A 13,874-nucleotide genomic window follows, 5' to 3' on the forward strand; every position below is an offset into this window, starting at 1 on the left:
CTGCCATGCTTGCAAGAGGAGTCGGGCCCATTGGTCCTAGCTCTTTTTCTTCTGCTTCTTTGGCAACCTCCTTTGCTGCCCCTACAATATTGTTAATAGTGATCTGAACGGATTCCAGATCTTCGATAGAAAAACTCCCGGTAGTTAGTTTGCTCATTTGAGCTTTACCTCCTAAATTTGTTTAAAGTCGACTTTACCAAGACGATTGCAGTTATCATACTCGGCAGATTCTTCATGATTGTACATTATATATTTTGCCGTCTGCTTAAAGTTACAACCGTGTAAGTAAGTGCGCTTCTGGTAAAATGCTACTAACTATTTTTTCAACTAGCAAGTATTTCACCAGCGTTTTTTCCAGCTAAAGTCGTTTTTAGAGGAAATATTTCCATATAAAAGTCGTTTTTAGGGCTTAATATCTCTTCAAACCTGTTTTTACACCCTTTTTGTCAAAAAAAACCGTTTTTGCCAACGATTTAGACCTTAGTCCTAAGAAGAGGTCGCTACCGATGGATAATAAACACTAATTAATTGTCTTAACGTACCAAATCTATATAATATTTTCTAATTTGTAACACGCATTTCGAGATGGGTAAAATGGTAAAATTCAAAATCAGTATACTTTACAATTTTATTTGAACTATGTATGAAAAAACTAAGTTAGTGTTTATAGATTCGGGTTTTTCAATAAAACTTATTTTAATACTAGCCTTTTATCTCTTTGTGTTATTAATTGTTAATAATTATACTTTTTATTCATGTTTAAAACCGGTGATTATGTAAATGTTTGTTACCAAAATTAAATATGAATCCTTAAACAAAAGCTACCCTTAACGTAAATATAAAATTGAAAAAATATTATAGATTTTATAAATATATGGTGAATAAATAAATGGAAAAATATTTATAGGCTTAGCATTACCATACGGCTTTACACAGTAAACGCCGTAAACTATTTTTGTATTTTCACAGGAAACACATAAATATGATACCCTTAATTGAATATTAATTGATATATTTTCTAATATAAATATTATGTTTTTGAATAAAAACAACGTTGATTCGTTTTCAATAATTTCACTCTTGAATATGATCATTCTTGAACATAATCAGAGTACCTCTTCAGTAATTGGTTTACTCTTCTCGCCGACCTTTAAATTCCGATTTATATTATCAAAAGTTTTGATGATGTGAAATTGACTTATTTAATGACCTCTGAAAAACGGAATTATAAATAAGGTAAACGTCTAAGCAATAGTATCTGGAAAATTTACTGGCTTACATATAATTTACGGGTTTACATATATTTACTGGCTCATATATAATTTACTGGCTTACTTATAAATCACTTAAGTAGGCACTTAATTAATGTATAGGCAGTTCTTAAAATTAAGAGTGATTCTCAGAGTTAAGAGTTTTAAAGTGAGATAAATATCAATGATCAATTCAATGAAAACATATCATCGATATCATTCTAGCTAAGATTCTCATTTTGGTTACAAGTAAGGTACTCTAATCGCCTCAAATTTAAAGCAGTGTTATATGAGATAAAATTAGAGAACAATTAGAACATAAATTGGAGATTAATTGGAATATAAACCGGAGAGTAGTTGGAAATATGTTTGACCTTAATGCAGCTTACATCCCTGGAGGTGAAGCAGGTGGCAAGTAAAGATTCTATTTTCGCAAGCCCGTCAATAGTAATCATTGCTCTTTGCACACTTTCATTCTTCTTGGAAATGGTTCCGGGCATAGGCGATGTCTATTTTAACGCTTTTTATTTCGACCCTAATTATCTTGTAACAAAGCCGTGGACGCTTATTACATATATGTTTCTACATAACGGTTTGTTTCATCTTTTGTTCAATATGCTTGTCTTATACTTCTTCGGAACTGCACTTGAGCGGCGGGTCGGGAACAGACAGCTTCTGGCAATTTTCTTCACTGCAGGGATTCTATCGGCAATAGGATATACCTTTTTAACTCAGCCGATTTTCAATATGTCTCCTGGCCCAATGGTTGGCGCAAGCGGAGCAATCTACGGAGTCTTTGCAGCCCTCACAATACTTGAGCCGGATATCCGCGTCTATGTCTACTTTGTCCCGATGAAACTAAAACATGCACTGGTGCTTTTTGCTATCTTTGACTTTCTTATGATCAACTCATCGGATATGATAGCCCATACAGCTCACCTTAGCGGTCTCTTTGTCGGCCTTTATATGGGTTTCCGCATAAAGAAAATTCAGGAAAGCGCTCAAAGATCCAGATACATTGGCAGGTGGTAACCCTGGAAGGGAGGGATCTTCTAGAAGGCACATACTACTATCCGAGACCCGATCCAGGAGAGAAGATTCCTATTATGGTTTTGAATTTCAGGAGACTATTTGCAGCCTGGTCTCCAGAGCTAAAAAAAACCCTGTACTTTAAAAAACCGCCTGAGAATGAGAACTTGAAAAGAGTAAGGGAAATTACTCTCCTTCACGTATATGATTGGCTTGCAGGCAGGGAAGGAGTGATAGAGCTTAATGATCCGGAGTTTAAGCAGTTTATGGAAGTTTATGAAGCTTTTCTGGAGAAACTAGGGGAAATCCAGTACCTCAGACGCAAAATAGGAAGAAAAACAGAAAATGTTTTTGAGCTCAAGGAATCTCCATATGTTATTCGGGAAGTAAAAAAGGGACCCTTTTCAGACAATTTATAAATAAAATTACTACGTTTTAAAGATCTACATTTTATGGATATAGATTTTTATTTTACCGGACTTTCTTACTGTTCGCAGGAAGATTTTCGGTTTTTCAATCCAACTATTCATAAAAGGATAGAGTTGCAAACTCTGATTGCCTTAATATGCAAATGTTTTACTACAGAAAAGCAGATATAATGTATTATCGGATTGAATGCAAAATTGCGGTATCAAGATATATATCTTAGAAATTCGGAACTTTAAACCTCAAAAACTGATTGCGGAAGCATAAACTCTTTACCAGCAGATTGGAGGGCTGCTGGAAGTGTAGCTTCCCCCCAGAGTTAGTGCTGTATGGCCATATGGCGCAAACAAACAAGGTACAGGTTCCGTGAACTGCAAGATCACAGAGGACATTGATAATGAAACCTGTAAAAAGCGGAATAGACTCAATATCAAAATACCTCCGCTCGAAAAAAGAAGTTGGCAGGCGGAAAATCGGACTTTTAGTGGACGGCCCGAATATTCTCAGAAAAGAATTTGATGTAAATCTTGAGGAGATAAGGGACGTCTTGAAAGACTATGGAAATATCAAAATCGGGCGCGTTTTCCTTAACCAGTACGCCTCTGACAAGCTTGTGGAAGCTATAGAAAATCATGGACTTGAACCTATAATTTGTTCGAGCGATGTTGATGTGCGCCTCGCGGTAGAGGGCATGGAGCTAGTATATAACCCCAATATTGACACTCTTGCAATCGTTACAAGGGATGCAGACTTCAAGCCGCTGTTAAACAAAGCAAATGAGCACGGCAAAGAGACTATTATTTTTGGAGTTGAGCCCGGTTTTTCCACAGCGCTAAAGAATTCTGCAGATTATGTTATTCTTATGAAGAAAGACAAAATGAGCAGTTATGACGAGTCCGATGGAATAGCATCAGGTGGTGGAGGAAAAATTGATGCATCGGAATATCAGGATAGTATGTATGAAGAATCCTTAGAAAAAACCTGACTTATACTTTCCTTTTTTGATACTCCTTTCTCACTTTTTTAAGGATAGTTAACTTCTACACCGAGGATTTCTTTTTCTCCTTCAAAAACATCCCGTGCGATCTCAGCACAGCCTATTGCAGCATGCCACTTTCCGAGAAACTGGCATTCTTGCCCCAAATGTGCATGAATTTTTTTCTGCATATATTCGAATTCTCCTATGGACCCTGCAAGAAAAACCTCTCCTGCAATCTCATAGTCTTTAAGAAGAAGCTGCATTGACGTAATTTCCATAGCTGCAAACAGCGCAATAGTATCAAGGGCCAGGAGAGCAGGATTTTCTCTTTTTTCGGCTGCAAAGAGTAGTTCTTCCCTATCTTTATATGGAGTCATTTTTAGAACTCCTGCCTTTATAAAAGCCTGGTTTGCAGTGCAGTATCCGTTATCCACATCCCTGATAGCTTGCAGGTCAAGGGGCCCATGATGAACACCTGGAGCAAATATGCAAGCATCGATTGCCCCAATTACTTCCCCATCGGCAACGGCAAGAGTAACAGTATTTGAACTTATATCGGAAACCACAAAGTTATTATAACCAAGGCACAGGATGTGGTAAGCAATTCCCAGTTTCTCAGGACTCGTAAGATGGGAAAACACCTTCATTCTGGAATCTACCTTACTCTCCGTATGAAGGCCAGGGATTGCTATTGCCGGAATTCCCGAATTCCGAATGGCATCAAAAACTTTTGTGCCTCCTCCGGTCTTTTTTCCTGCTCCTTCAATACTCTTGAGCCCCCTTCCTTCCAGGCTCCTGACATCCTTAATTGTAGAAAAACCATCTCCCATTGAGTACGTCAGTGCGACAAGGTCGATTGTCTCACGTTGAATTCCAAAGTGTTCCTCAAGTGAAGTAAGGATCTCATTTTCGGACATGGCTGCTGCATCGGCTCTCTCAAGTTCAAAGGTAAGAGTACTTTCTCCGTCTATAAGAGCAAAACGCATCGCAGTTGTACCATGATCAATACCTATAAACCCCAATTACTTGTCTCTCCTTTAGCGCCTCAGAGGGCAGTTTTTAAGATTTCGTTTAGTTCGTCCATAATTCTATCTCCCTCTTCAGCGGTTCCAACTGTTGTTACCAATCTTATTTCCTGAAAACTTCTGCCTTCAGAGAGTAATAGCCTCAAGTTCCCTCTCGCGTCCGCACGCAGTATCTTTCCGGTCAGGCTTCCTCCTGCAATGCCTTTTACGGAAATTACGGTTGGGATTACCTTCTTTACTTCAGGGTGCTGGGTCACAAGTTTTACAAGTTTTTTACCAGCTCGTCCTCCGATAATTGTTGTATGGACTCCACCAAGCTTGTTTTTATAGGAGCCTTGTGAGCTCTCCTGTAAGTTATTTTTATTTTTCTTCATTGTACTCAAACCGGTACCTGTTCCCCTGGCAACTTTTCCATTATTATATATATCTTTTTTTATATTTATTATGTATATGTCCGGTTAGAATCCAAGGAAGTATTGCAGGCCATAAACCCTCTTATCAAGGTTTTACCCTGAAGCCAGATGCTGCAAAAATAAGCCTTTCCAGAATTCCAGGCATAAAAATAGCCGAATTCTGGATCGTTTCGCCTTTTTTAAAAACTCTTTCTTCTGAAAAATCCGTTTTTTCGTAAATCAGATCTTTTCAAGTTCCTTCATGCTTATTAGCTTGACATTATCTTCTTCAAGTGTTTTAATTGCCTTTTCAATGTCATTGACTCTGATTATTAAAAGAGCTTTCTGACCCCTGGTGACAAAGGCATATGCATAGTCGATGTTGATCTTGGCTTTTCCGAACACTTCTGCAATACGGGACATGCTGCCAGGGACATCATCCATTTCGATTCCCAGAACATTTGTTTCGGAAACGGTAAACCCTGCATCATGGAGTATACTGTGAGCATAGTCGGACCTGTCCACAACCATACGGATTATTCCGAAGTCTCCTGATTCGGCAATGGTAAATGCTCTGATGTTTATGCCGGCACTTTTCAATTTGTTTGCGACGTTTGCAAGTCTTCCAGGTTTATTTTCCGCAAAAAGGGAAATCTGCTTTATAAATTTATCTTCCATTCCAGCACCCGTATCCTTATATTGCTTATTCTATGTTTTTATACTGTTTATTCTTGTTTTCTCTTATTTTTGTAATCTTTTACCAGAATACAACAGTATAAGTCTCTACTATGCCAAAGTATAATATAAATCTCTATATCAAAGTATATTATAAGTTTCTATCCAAAGTATATTATAAGTTTCTATGCCAAAGTATAATATAAGTCTCTATGCCAAAGTATAGTTTAAGTCTCTATGCCAAAATATAATATAAGTCTCTATTTATATTTTCAGCTTACATACAGTGTTTAAGATTATAAGCAGTTATAATCAACTAAGCAACTGGCTGCCTTTTAGAGTGTTATTTACCAGCATTATTCCTGTTTACAAACCTAATCTTTTCTGCATTAGCTATTTTTATATTATGTATGAGAACTTACTTTACATCTGGCTTAATATTAAAAAGAAACTTCTCATTAAAAAAATTGAGAGATCAGTCCCAAAAAATGGGACCTGCAGGATGTCAATATTTGCAGGTTTTGTTTTCGCTCTTAGAAAAGTTCAAATCTTTCGATTGTCGATAACTTTCTTTGATTTTCCTTCCGAGCGGGGCAGAGAGCCGTGCTCTACCAGTTCCACCTCGACTGCAAGGTTCAGTACGCTTTTAAGTGCACTCGAAACCTTTCTTTTAAGTGCCATCATATCTGACATTTTATCGCTAAAGGCAGATTCCTGCATTTCGATCTGGACTTTCATTGAGTCAAGGGGTCCAATCCTATCTACAATGATCATGAAATGGTTTCCGACTTCAGGAATATTCATAAGGACAGATTCGACCTGTCCTGGGAATACATTGATTCCGCGCACGATAATCATATCATCCGAACGACCGCTAATGCGTGTAATCCTGGGATGGGTTCTTCCGCACACGCAGGGCTCCGAAAGCTTTCTAGTAAGGTCCCTTACTCTGTAACGGATTAGAGGGAAGGCTTCTTTAGCAAGAGTCGTAATTACGAGTTCTCCGATCTCGCCGTCAGGAACAGGCTCACCGGTCTCAGGGTCAAGGATCTCCACAAGGAATTTGTCTGCCCAGATGTGAATCCCGCACTGTTCTGAGCATTCGGTAAAAAGAGGACCGCTCATTTCCGACGTTCCGTAAATATCAATAGCTTTGATCCCTGATTCGTCTTCTATACGTTTTTTTAGTTCTTCGGACCAGGGTTCTGCCCCGAAAAATCCCATCTTTAATTTGGTGTCGTCCCTGATACTAATGCCTTCTTTCCTTGCAGTCTCAATCAAATAAAGGAAGTAAGAAGGCGTACAGGCTATAGCAGTGACGTCAAGGTCTCTCATAAGCTCAAGCTGGCGCTCGGAATTTCCGGAACTTGTAGGAAGTACGGTTGCGCCCAATTTTTCGCTTCCGTAATGGGCACCAAGCCCACCTGTAAAAAGCCCGTACCCGTAACTTACCTGAAGGATATCGTTTTTCCCCAATCCAACAGAAGTAAATCCTCTCGCAAGAGACTCGGCCCACTCATCAATATCCTTCTGGGTATACCCTACGACTATAGGTTTGCCGGTTGTACCTGAAGAAGCATGGAACCGAGCTAGTTTTGAGTTTGAGACGCAAAACATGCCAGTTGGATAGGTATCTCTGAGATCCTGTTTAACTGTAAAAGGCAACTTCCTGACATCTTCAAGAGTTTGGATGTCTTCCGGCTTAACCCCGTGTTCATCAAACTTTTTTCTATAAAAAGGAGAGTTTTCATACACATAATGTACAAGTTGCTTCAACTTTTCTTCCTGCAGCTTATTCAAGTCTTCTACAGGCATTGTCTCTATCTCAGGGTCCCAGTATTCTGGCATTATTTCACACTCTTTATATTATATATTCTGGGCTCTCAATACAGGCCCGGTATTTTCAAGCTTTTTTCCTATGAATCTCATTTCATGCCGCTTTAAGGTCATGTTTCGGTTCTCTTTATCTCGCTAACGTTACTTTCTTACTCTGTTGCTTTCTTACTCAAGAGTTTATTATTTTTCTAGTTTATTATTTTCTAGTTTATTATTTCAACGGAGATATACTTCCGGCAAATACAATATGAAGATTAGCTGGATTAATATGAAGTTTAAGCTAGATTCTCATATAAATATTAGCTGTTAAGCAGAAAAAAGATTTTGTGAGTAAACCCGAAAGCTGGTTACATAAAAGGATAAAGTCCATAAAGTGATTAGATATGGATTTTTAGATAACCTGGAATGTTTACTCATAATCGGCAAATTTTATAAGTAAGGGGTCAGATTCAGTTACTGAATTATGTACTTAAAGATAAAGTGAGGTTTTAAGTATAAAATACAAAGTAAGGGACTTTTTGAAATATGTTCTGAATAACGAAACCTCTTTTGACCATATTCTGAAAAACGAAACCTCTTTTTACTTTAAGAAATCACTCATTTTCAAACTCTTTGATATCATCAAAAGAGGTCTCTTTTGACGTTTCCCCCAGAGAAGCTTCAAGAATTTTCTTTGTTCTTTCCCTGCATTTATCCAGAACTTCTTTCATGTCACCGATCACATCGATTCCGGCAGCTCCGGAATGTCCGCCACCTGTGCCGCTGTATTCGTTACTTACATCTTCCATTAGCTGGCCAAGATTAACTCCGGCACTTACAGCATCACGCTTTGCTCTTGCACTTATCCTGACGTTTTCACCTTTGGCTGTGCCGACAAAAGCGATATCTGCCCCGATACTAATTAGCATGGAAGATGCAGAGCCTCCGAAAGAACTGACATGGGAAGATGCTATCAGCATATCCTGCACTCTATCGAGCTCGACGCGGCTTGCGGCTTTCAGAATAGCTATACGCATGGAAATATCCTGTGGGGTACCAGCCATAAGGTCCAGCACTTCCCCGTACTCAACACCACTGTCCCCAATAATTTTGGATACTGTCCGGAAAGTATCCGCAGATGCATGTTTGAAATGCCCGGTATCCGTTACGATTCCCGTGAGCATCCCAATCCCCACTCGCCTGTTAATAGGTGCTCCCATTGCTTTCAAGATATCGTAAACTATTTCTACGGTAGAGGTACTGTTCCTGTGAAGATAGAATTCGGCATTTTCTGTCAGAGCAGTAGTTGTATGGTGATCGATTACACAATACCTGGTAAGCTCCAGATCATTTAATTGTGCTTTTGTTGATGTATCAACCACAACGACAAAACTGTAATCAGCCGGATTGGGTTTGTCCACAACTTCAATGCCAAGTCTCTCTATAAGTACAGCAGCTACACGGTTACAGCCGTCAACAAGTCCGATAGTGCCTCCGATAGATTCCGAAAGGGCAAAAGCACTGCTAACAGCGTCCGGATCTGCATTCCGGTGACACAAATATAAAATATTCCGATAGTCAAGGAGCCGGTTGAAAAACTCCGCTTCATCAACTTCCATTGTCCACTCTGGCTATCGTTTTAAGAGGTATCGATCTCCCTTGATTCAAGAGCTTCGAGATTTTTGCATAACTGCTTTATAAGTTTTGGCAAGACTGCACTTTATTTAATATTCCTTATGCGGGAATGAAAAATAAAATTATTGTGCTCTAGTGCCCAACGCCTGTTGGATCTGCTCCTGAAGCTGTTTAAAGCGAGATGTGAGCCTTTCTTCCTGTCTGGAAATAGACTGAAGCCTCAGTGAGAGAGTTTCTTCCCTGTCTTTAAGTTTTGTAATGGACTCTCCCTTATTCGTTTTTATTACTAACTCCCCTACATTGCGGTAGACTACTGCGTCGTCAGCGAGTCTTTCTAGCTCGTCAAGAGCCATTTTGGACTCTTTTTGCATAGCTTCAATCTGTGATTTTTGCATAGCCAGAGCCTGTATCTGCTGCTGTATTTGCTGAAGCTGTGCTATCTGATTCTGAACTTGAGGAGGTAATTCTGCAGTCATATGATTTTCACCTGAGTCCTCAATAAACCTGAAGGGATTTTAATGTTTCTGTCCTTACAGCCTTCGAAAAATCTCTCTTCGCCATCAAAAATTAATCTGAGACCTTCTGCCAGAAACTTAAATAACAGTTAATCATAATAAATAAACAGTATGATATTTGTTGGCCTGAGGTAGAGATAACTTAACTATCTCCAACACGATGATTTAAGAAAAATAACCTGGCAAGGAGTAATTATAAAAGAATAGTTATAAAAAAGATATATTAAAAAATTATTCACCAAGAGTCAAAAATTATTTACCAAACGTTAAAAATTATGGCTCTTCGTCATTTCCTATGGATAAGATGATTTTCAATTCAAGACCGCATTGGTTTTTATGAGAATATTATGAGAATATCCACACAAAACAACGAAGAGCCAAAATTATTCACCAAAAGTCAAAAATTATTTACCAAAAGTTAAAAACCATTTATCAAAGGGTCATTGTAAGAAACATTTAATAAAGGGGAATAATAAGGAGATAATTATAATTAATTAAATTAGATTATAATCGATCTCATTCAGACTAATTTGGACTTTAAATTAACTGATATGCAGGAGATATTCGAAAATGGAAAAAGGCGGAAACCTTAGAGAGATAAAATCTCTGCTTGAAAAATTCACTAATGCCCATGGGATCTCAGGCTTTGAGGATGATATCCGAGAACTTCTTGAAAAGGAACTTGAACCCTATGTTGATACCATGCGCAGAGACTGCATGGGAAACCTTATAGCTCTCAAAAAAGGAGAAGGCCCTTCCATAATGCTGGCTGCCCACATGGACGAAATCGGGCTCATGGTCAGGTATATTGATGATAATGGCTTCCTCAGGTTTGTCGGGATCGGAGGATGGTTTGACCAGACACTTCTTAACCAGAGAGTTGTGCTTCACGGTAAAAAAGGTTCAATTCCAGGAGTAATCGGATCAAAGCCTCCTCACGTAATGAAAGAGGAAGACAGGAAAAAACCAGTGAAGCTGGACGATATGTTCATTGACATAGGAGCAAAAGACAGGGAAGATGCTGAGAACCTCGGAATTGAGATCGGCACGGTAGCTTCTATTGACCGGAACTTTGTTCCCCTGGCAAACGGAAAGGTGACTTCAAAAGCCTTTGACAACCGTGCAGGCATCGTCATCCTTATTGAAGTTATGAAACGGCTTTCTAAATACAAAATCGAAGCAAATGTATATGCCGTAGGTACTGTGCAAGAAGAAGTAGGACTGAAGGGAGCAAGAACCTGTGCTTTTGGGATTTGTCCAAATGTTGCGCTTGCCCTCGATACGACTATTCCTGGAGATCATCCCGGTATAAATAAAACCGATTCATCCCTGGAACTAGGAAAAGGCCCTGTGGTTACTGTAGCCGATGCTTCCGGAAGAGGTCTTATAGCTCATCCGCAAGTTCTCAGGTGGCTTAAAGAAACTGCTGCTGAAAATGAAATCCCCTATCAGCTTGGCGTTGGTTCCGGCGGCACAACCGATGCAACTTCAATACACCTTACAAAAGAAGGTATCCCTACAGGTACGGTCAGCATAGCCACCCGATACATCCATTCCCCTGTTGAGGTCCTGGATACTGCAGATATTGAAGCGTGCGTTTCCCTCATTGTAAAAGCAATAGAAAGGGTAGGCAAATATTTTTAAAGATCTAATATTTTTAAAGATCTAGTACTGCGTCAACAGTAAAAGCTCACATAAAATTCTCAAATTAAGAATGGTTCAATCCTTAAGATTAGGACTTACGCAGTTGAACTGAAAAATCAACAGCATCAGACTGTTAACTGTTTGAAACATGAATTTAATTCGCAGTCTTTGCCGTAGTTGATTTTGTTCCTCAATCCTCAAGTGCATAAGTCCTAAAGATATTGAATCAATCATAAATTAAGAATGGTTCAATTCTTAAGGATTGACGTGAGACCAACTTCGCATCCAGATTTTTACTTGGGATTTTTTACTTGAGATCATGGAAAAACGATAATTTTCGGAAGTTGTGTGGGATCGAAAAATTAAGAAATTCTTTTTGTTCCACGTAGGAAGATAAAATTCCAAAATCGTAGACTCCATCGAAATTGCGTCATTAGAGTTGTAGTTTTACAAAGTGATGTTTATTTCAACAGTTTTCGTCTCTGCAAGGCGCTCCCGTTTACATAGTTTTTGGCTCTGGGAAGAGCTTACGGCTGCACAGTTTCAGGGTTTTACAGTGCACCACTGTCCTTTCATTTAGAGCTGCCCAGCCTCTCTGGCAGGCCGGGGATAAGTTTGAAGATCTTATCCTGCAGTCCGGCAAGGTCACTGGAATGAAGATACAGTTTTTCTTCATTTTCCAGGTTCAGGCAAAGTTCATCTCGTTCTTCATCCTGGTAGATTCCTTTCTCAATATCAACCATTCGAATTTTGGTAACTGGAACTTCAAACAGAATTTTATTAAAGGCTTTGTTCCACCCGAAGATCCTACTGTTGGTGACATATATAAAGCAGTATTTCCAAGTTGGATGGAGTTCCTGAAAAAATGAGCCGTAGAATTCTAATTCAATTTCTTCATATTCATGAAGTAGAGGCCTTGTTTTCCGATGTTCGAGTTGCCAGGCCCTAGTATTTTTGTCAAGCTCTTCAAAAAGCCCGAATTCAAGCATAGTCTCAATGGACGCAATCGCAGCTTCCAGTTTTACTCCAATCAGGGGAATCCCTGCAAGTGAAATTATAACATCAGCATTAATAAGCACACCTTTTGTGACCATTCGGTCCAGCAGTTCTCCAAGGCTGTCTTTCTCACGTTCAGGTATCATTCTCAATATTCCCCAGATCAACAAAATTGAAAGGCGCCCAAGGCCCTGTAAATCTTACTGCAAATCCTTCTCTTTTATTTATAGTCTCAAGGCTTTGCCCAAGTCTTTCAGCGTTATCTTTGGCAACAAGGCAAGAAAACGCAACCATAACTTTTTTGCCTGCATATTTTTCAGGCACGTAGGGGATTTTTTCTTCAACTATCGTTTGTGTTGCATTTTTTTTTATTAATTTATCAAATTCCCGTCCCATACTTGCCAAATGATCGCTTACTGCTTGTTTCAAACCCAGTTCGAATTTCTTTTTGAAAATGTAGGCTTTTCCCTTTGGCATGGCTTTCATTTTCTGATCGATCTCTTCAAGTTCTGGTATCGTTTTTAGTACTTGCTTTTCCAGAACCCCAGGGTCGTAGAAGATCTGTATCGAATATTCTGCAGAGTTCTTCAATCTCTCAAGTTCTCGCTTATATAAACTATAGTTCTTTTGAAGCCATCTTTTTATGGCTTCATCATCCCCTCTCGCAAGACATCCGAAAGAAAAAGGCAGTACGGTGTTAAAGTTCTCAGTAGCTTTGTCGATCACATAATTATGATTCAAGATCCATTGCTCAGCCTGCTCTTCACTCTTTGCAGGCACGGGTTCTGATTTCGAAGCATGTACAACAGCTGCAATATCTTGAAAAACAATAGTATACACAGGCCTGTCGCCGAGCCCAATATCTCCCAAACTCTGTTCTTCTTCCGTATTAGCTATCAAGTAAAGGTATCTCGCATGGTCGATTTCGGTCATGTTTCTCTACCTCTTTAGCCCATCTTGAAGGGTTCATTAATTTATCCACTACATCGTCTACGACTTCATCCAGTCCGCAGCGCACGGATTCGACAGTATCTTCTATATTGTTGTCAGCCTTTATGGTTTCAAGTGCCTCATTCAGATCTGCAAGTGCCTCTCCAAGCCTTTCTATCTCTTCATCATTGAGGCTCTCATTTTCTATTCTCAGGATAGCCTGCTTTTCAAGCAGCTCAGTAATTATTTCAACAAGAGCTACAACAAGACCTAATACACCTTTTTTCAGATTTTTTTCGTCAATCCTTATCGGCATATTTTCTCCTTTTTATTTTTAGTTGCAGTACACTGTTCTTGAAACTTTTTTCTTTGACTTCTTCTGCTTCTGAAGGTAAAACTATGGTCTTTTTGTACATTCCTGCAGAAATAAACAGTTTGTTGCCGTCAAGTTCGATCTGAATGTCTTGTTCAGCAGCCCCAGGGATTTCTGCAATTACGGAAATATACTTTTCATCCTCAAATACATCAAAAACAGGCTCAATTTCAGTAGACCCTACATGTAG

The 13,874-nt window shown here is 39.0% G+C and carries 13 protein-coding genes and 1 pseudogene; 4 read left to right on the forward strand and 10 right to left on the reverse strand.

The features are described from left to right. The first annotated feature begins 1,658 nt into the window (after positions 1 to 1,658). The 3 genes from ASJ81_RS03205 to ASJ81_RS03215 all read left to right on the forward strand — a co-directional run bounded on the left by ASJ81_RS03205 (position 1,659) and on the right by ASJ81_RS03215 (position 3,690). Positions 1,659 to 2,282, forward strand: coding sequence for a rhomboid family intramembrane serine protease (locus ASJ81_RS03205; RefSeq protein ID WP_141241576.1), 624 nt, complete (start codon positions 1,659 to 1,661; stop codon positions 2,280 to 2,282). Beyond that, on the forward strand, positions 2,276 to 2,698 hold the full coding sequence (locus tag ASJ81_RS03210) for a hypothetical protein (protein WP_095643216.1): 423 nt from the start codon (positions 2,276 to 2,278) through the stop codon (positions 2,696 to 2,698). Before ASJ81_RS03205 ends, ASJ81_RS03210 begins: the two co-directional genes overlap by 7 nt. A gap of 404 nt (positions 2,699 to 3,102) precedes the next feature. Continuing rightward, entirely contained in the window at positions 3,103 to 3,690 is a 588-nt protein-coding gene (locus ASJ81_RS03215) for a TIGR00288 family NYN domain-containing protein (protein WP_095643217.1), read from the forward strand. A gap of 38 nt (positions 3,691 to 3,728) precedes the next feature. Here ASJ81_RS03215 and ASJ81_RS03220 read toward each other — a convergent pair whose 3' ends face one another. The 6 genes from ASJ81_RS03220 to ASJ81_RS03250 all read right to left on the reverse strand — a co-directional run bounded on the left by ASJ81_RS03220 (position 3,729) and on the right by ASJ81_RS03250 (position 9,702). Beyond that, entirely contained in the window at positions 3,729 to 4,706 is a 978-nt protein-coding gene (locus ASJ81_RS03220) for a methanogenesis marker 12 protein (protein ID WP_095643218.1), read from the reverse strand. A gap of 23 nt (positions 4,707 to 4,729) precedes the next feature. Continuing rightward, positions 4,730 to 5,083 (reverse strand): DUF2103 domain-containing protein, encoded by a 354-nt coding sequence (locus ASJ81_RS03225; protein ID WP_095643219.1) that lies wholly within the window; start codon positions 5,081 to 5,083, stop codon positions 4,730 to 4,732. Positions 5,084 to 5,341: 258 nt separating this feature from the next. After that, the gene (locus ASJ81_RS03235) at positions 5,342 to 5,779 is read right to left on the reverse strand and encodes an ACT domain-containing protein (protein ID WP_095643221.1); all 438 of its coding nucleotides are present in this window, start codon (positions 5,777 to 5,779) and stop codon (positions 5,342 to 5,344) included. A 540-nt stretch (positions 5,780 to 6,319) separates the two neighbouring features. Further along, positions 6,320 to 7,624, reverse strand: coding sequence for a phenylacetate--CoA ligase family protein (locus tag ASJ81_RS03240; RefSeq protein WP_095643222.1), 1,305 nt, complete (start codon positions 7,622 to 7,624; stop codon positions 6,320 to 6,322). 581 nt (positions 7,625 to 8,205) lie between these two features. Next, on the reverse strand, positions 8,206 to 9,210 hold the full coding sequence (locus tag ASJ81_RS03245; protein WP_095643223.1) for a DHH family phosphoesterase: 1,005 nt from the start codon (positions 9,208 to 9,210) through the stop codon (positions 8,206 to 8,208). 138 nt (positions 9,211 to 9,348) lie between these two features. After that, a complete protein-coding gene (locus ASJ81_RS03250) occupies positions 9,349 to 9,702 on the reverse strand; it encodes a prefoldin subunit beta (RefSeq protein WP_048108952.1) in 354 nt (117 codons plus the stop codon). Positions 9,703 to 10,311: 609 nt separating this feature from the next. Here ASJ81_RS03250 and ASJ81_RS03255 point away from each other — a divergent pair. Continuing rightward, positions 10,312 to 11,385 carry a M42 family metallopeptidase gene (locus ASJ81_RS03255; RefSeq protein WP_095643224.1) on the forward strand — a complete coding sequence of 358 codons (1,074 nt, stop codon included), beginning with the start codon at positions 10,312 to 10,314 and terminating at the stop codon, positions 11,383 to 11,385. Between the two features lie 572 nt (positions 11,386 to 11,957). On the opposite strand, the gene ASJ81_RS03260 is transcribed toward ASJ81_RS03255, so the two are convergent. The 4 genes and pseudogenes from ASJ81_RS03260 to ASJ81_RS22525 form a co-directional block, all read right to left on the reverse strand. After that, a complete protein-coding gene (locus tag ASJ81_RS03260; RefSeq protein WP_095643225.1) occupies positions 11,958 to 12,527 on the reverse strand; it encodes a gas vesicle protein in 570 nt (189 codons plus the stop codon). Continuing rightward, positions 12,517 to 13,314 carry a GvpL/GvpF family gas vesicle protein gene (locus tag ASJ81_RS03265; protein WP_095643226.1) on the reverse strand — a complete coding sequence of 266 codons (798 nt, stop codon included), beginning with the start codon at positions 13,312 to 13,314 and terminating at the stop codon, positions 12,517 to 12,519. Before ASJ81_RS03265 ends, ASJ81_RS03260 begins: the two co-directional genes overlap by 11 nt. Further along, a complete protein-coding gene (locus tag ASJ81_RS03270; RefSeq protein ID WP_095643227.1) occupies positions 13,271 to 13,627 on the reverse strand; it encodes a gas vesicle protein K in 357 nt (118 codons plus the stop codon). The genes ASJ81_RS03265 and ASJ81_RS03270 overlap by 44 nt, the downstream gene beginning before the upstream one ends. After that, positions 13,611 to 13,874 (reverse strand): annotated as a pseudogene (locus tag ASJ81_RS22525) (Hsp20/alpha crystallin family protein); the annotation flags it as partial. The pseudogene ASJ81_RS22525 and the gene ASJ81_RS03270, both read right to left, overlap by 17 nt.

Source organism: Methanosarcina spelaei, from assembly GCF_002287235.1.
In the GTDB taxonomy this organism is placed as follows: domain Archaea; phylum Halobacteriota; class Methanosarcinia; order Methanosarcinales; family Methanosarcinaceae; genus Methanosarcina; species Methanosarcina spelaei.

Excerpts from the sequence above, each read along its gene's own strand:
- ASJ81_RS03245 (WP_095643223.1), bottom strand. The coding sequence starts at position 9,210 with ATGGAAGTTGATGAAGCGGAGTTTTTCAACCGGCTCCTTGACTATCGG.
- ASJ81_RS03270 (WP_095643227.1), bottom strand. The coding sequence starts at position 13,627 with ATGCCGATAAGGATTGACGAAAAAAATCTGAAAAAAGGTGTATTAGGT.
- ASJ81_RS03265 (WP_095643226.1), bottom strand. The coding sequence starts at position 13,314 with ATGACCGAAATCGACCATGCGAGATACCTTTACTTGATAGCTAATACG.
- ASJ81_RS03255 (WP_095643224.1), top strand. The coding sequence starts at position 10,312 with ATGGAAAAAGGCGGAAACCTTAGAGAGATAAAATCTCTGCTTGAAAAA.
- ASJ81_RS03260 (WP_095643225.1), bottom strand. The coding sequence starts at position 12,527 with ATGATACCTGAACGTGAGAAAGACAGCCTTGGAGAACTGCTGGACCGA.
- ASJ81_RS03250 (WP_048108952.1), bottom strand. The coding sequence starts at position 9,702 with ATGACTGCAGAATTACCTCCTCAAGTTCAGAATCAGATAGCACAGCTT.
- ASJ81_RS03235 (WP_095643221.1), bottom strand. The coding sequence starts at position 5,779 with ATGGAAGATAAATTTATAAAGCAGATTTCCCTTTTTGCGGAAAATAAA.
- ASJ81_RS03215 (WP_095643217.1), top strand. The coding sequence starts at position 3,103 with ATGAAACCTGTAAAAAGCGGAATAGACTCAATATCAAAATACCTCCGC.
- ASJ81_RS03225 (WP_095643219.1), bottom strand. The coding sequence starts at position 5,083 with ATGAAGAAAAATAAAAATAACTTACAGGAGAGCTCACAAGGCTCCTAT.
- ASJ81_RS03240 (WP_095643222.1), bottom strand. The coding sequence starts at position 7,624 with ATGCCAGAATACTGGGACCCTGAGATAGAGACAATGCCTGTAGAAGAC.